This window comes from Leptolyngbya sp. FACHB-671 (assembly GCF_014695745.1).
Lineage (GTDB): Bacteria > Cyanobacteriota > Cyanobacteriia > Elainellales > Elainellaceae > JAAUTN01.
Genome location: NZ_JACJOV010000001.1, coordinates 1 through 2,508 on the forward strand (window position 1 = coordinate 1; position 2,508 = coordinate 2,508).

Annotated in this window: 2 protein-coding genes; one reads left to right on the forward strand and one right to left on the reverse strand. The window is 45.7% G+C overall.

Translation table 11 applies throughout. The features are described 5' to 3' along the window. Positions 1-354: hypothetical protein (locus H6F93_RS00005; protein WP_524537870.1), on the reverse strand; the 354-nt coding region annotated here is incomplete at its 3' end. A 327-nt stretch (positions 355-681) separates the two neighbouring features. Between H6F93_RS00005 and H6F93_RS00010 the strand changes: the two genes are divergently transcribed. Next, positions 682-2,508 (forward strand): coiled-coil domain-containing protein (locus H6F93_RS00010; RefSeq protein WP_199313389.1); only part of this gene is annotated, 1,827 nt, incomplete at its 3' end.

Below are 2,508 nucleotides of genomic sequence, written 5' to 3' on the forward strand. Positions count from 1 at the left end.
TAGAGCATTAAGGTCAACCTGCAATTCTTCTCGGCTCATTGCTCCAGTTCCCAGATAATAGCCCCAGCGATACATTCGCTGCTCCAAGATGCCCCATTGACGCAGTGTGCCTAAATCCTTTCGTAATGTCGGTAAAGAGCAGGCTGTTAGGGATATGCCTTGGCTTTTGGCAACGTTCTGCAATTGTTGTTGAAGTTCTAGAAGAGCATCATGATGTACTCCAGGAGTTCGCTCAACCGTCTCGCTGCTTCCCACCCCTGGATACTGCACAAGGGTTGTAATCAACAGCATCAACCGCTCAAAAGCTGTGCGTTCGCTATAGGAATGGCATCGAGCTTGGTAGATCTCTTTCATAAGTCAATAAAAAGCCGATATTGAGCAAATTTATCCTAGTCCTTGAAAAGCTTCTAGTAACGGAACTTTATAATTACGTGATTTCCCTATCAAGATATTGGGATTTTCTACAGGTCTGGGGGGAACCCTTGATAAGGTGGACTCTAGATTCATCGGTAGAAAATAATTTTGGAAGTACTGAGACATTTCTTTATCCAGTGTTCACCGAAAACTTAATCAAGCTTCTGAATAGGAGTTCAAAGAGTTAGAAATGATTCCTGCAACAAACGGCTTTCGCTAGGTTTGCACAAGCACCTAGTTCGGTTCACATCGCATCTAACAAGCATTATGGTTAAGAACTGGCTAGTTTTAGGGTCTGTAGCGTTTGGAGTTGGCTTTAGCCTTAGTTTACCCATTACTCGCAACATCAAAGACTCTGCTCTAGTAGGTCTGATAGCAGTTCCAGCCGCGACTGCTGGAGCTTTTGCAGTAAGCCGTCAGCAAAAACAAGAGGTAGGAATGCTTTTCTCCTCTCTCCAGGCAGAAGTTCAAACCTTTGAACAGCAAAAGGATACCCTAAGGCAGTCGGTTGTGGCATTCCGTGATCGCCAAAAGGCATCTGAAGAAAAATGCAGCCAGCTAGATGCTCAGATTGAACAGCTACAAACCCAGTTAGATACAGACGAACAGCAGAAGCAGGCAATCCACCAAGAATTAATCACCCTGGAGGAGCAGAAACAGGCAGTACAATCGCTCTTCTCCTCGCTCCAGATGCAAGTTGAGACGCTAGAACAGCAGAAGCAATCACTAGACTGGACGATTACAACTTGTGGCAATCAGCGGCAACTTGTTGAGGATGAGCTAGAACAGCTCAAAGCTCAGAAAGTACAAGTACAGACTCAACTGAATGCTGAGGACCAGCAAAAGCAGATACTTCAAAGGGAACTCGCGACATTAGAGAACCGTAAGCAATCCTTGATTGAAGAAACGCATCACCTTGAGGTGAGGTTGCAGGAACTCAAAGCACAGGAAAGCCAATTAAATGCTTCACTTTCAGCACTCACTACTCACTACACCCAGTTAAACGGTCAATTTAGCAGCAGGGAGCAGCAAAGGCAGATTATTGAGCAAGAACTGATAGTTTTAGAGACTAATAAACAAGCCTTGGGTGAAGAAAATCTTGCGCTTGAAAGCCGATTGCAGGAGCTTAAGGTACAAGAGCACCAGTTGAACACATTGCTGTCCCAGCAATCGGAGCAGAAACAGGTTGTAGAGGCAGAACTCAACCAACTAAGCGCTCAGCTTCAAACGTCCCAGGAACAGAAATTGAGCTTAACCCAGGAGTTAGACAAGCTTTCATCTCAAAGAGGCGAACTTACTGAATCTCTGAATCGACTTGAAGAACAAATTCGATCTGCACAGACTCAGACACCGCCAGCTTCAACCAATACAACAGATGATTCTCCTGGATCATCTCCAGAAGTAATAGAGCAACGTGATCCACCCAAAACAGCAGTTATTACTGTCCATCCGCCAGCAATTGAGGAGGAGTTTGAAGCTCCAGAAAGTGCAACCGAGTTTCGACTCACAAATCTAGAACATACCCGGTGGTTATGGGAAGCAGTAATTGTTCCCCGCTGGCAGTATCCTCGCTTCCTTGGAAGTGTTTGCTTACCCCGCTACGACACTGATGAGGTCTGGGGGACAGAGACAATATTAAATTTAATCGGTGACAATCTAAGGCGGCTAGGCACCAATTACTTGGAATACAACCGGCTCTATGAGCGACTTGAAGACAAAGACGAACTCAATTGGCTCAAAGTTTTGACGTTTGCAATGTCCGAGTATGCCTACTACATGGAGGCAGAGGGAGGCTTCTGGAAAGGACTATGCGAAAGATTGGGGTTACCTTACCAGGATGATAGCTATGAGCCTGTCTCTACTTTGAAGTCACTGGCGTTGGAAGGCATTAATCTCCTGAAGCTACCGAAAGCGGTTGGAGGTTATCCGATCGTCTCAACACTTTGGTTGCAAAGCGGAATTCCTTACCGTAACCTGAGCCATTTCGCGGATTTGGTGGCAAATTTAGTCGAGGAGTTGGGCTGGAGCTATCTGCTGAGTGCTGATGCTGAACTGCTTGCACAAAAACTCCTCAACACTTGCCAAAGCCGTTAT